Below are 275 nucleotides of genomic sequence, written 5' to 3'. Positions count from 1 at the left end.
CCGGTTTTTTTCAATGGAATCATAAAGCTCAACTGTCAGCTCCATAATGGCAGGCACTGAATTCCATACCGTAATTCGCTCTTTTTCTAAAGCATGTTTTAATTGATTAACGTCTCTTTGATCATCTATAAGAACAAGAGATGCCCCTGCACTTAGTGAACCAAAAACATCATAGACAGACAGATCAAAACAAAAAGAGGAAATTCCCAAAATTCGATCTTCTTCAGAAACTTTGAATTTTTCATTGATATCTATAATGGTATTTGCGGCAGCTC

1 protein-coding gene is annotated in these 275 nt (G+C 36.0%); it reads right to left on the bottom strand.

From position 1 onward, the window contains the following. Nucleotides 1–275 (bottom strand): AMP-binding protein (locus R0K30_RS21815; RefSeq protein ID WP_410612915.1); only part of this gene is annotated, 275 nt, incomplete at both ends.

The sequence above is a fragment of the Bacillus sp. SIMBA_154 genome (assembly GCF_046536015.1).
Lineage (GTDB): Bacteria > Bacillota > Bacilli > Bacillales > Bacillaceae > Bacillus > Bacillus pumilus_P.
Note: the sequence above shows the minus strand (reverse complement) of the source record. Positions and strands in the feature narration are given on the sequence as shown.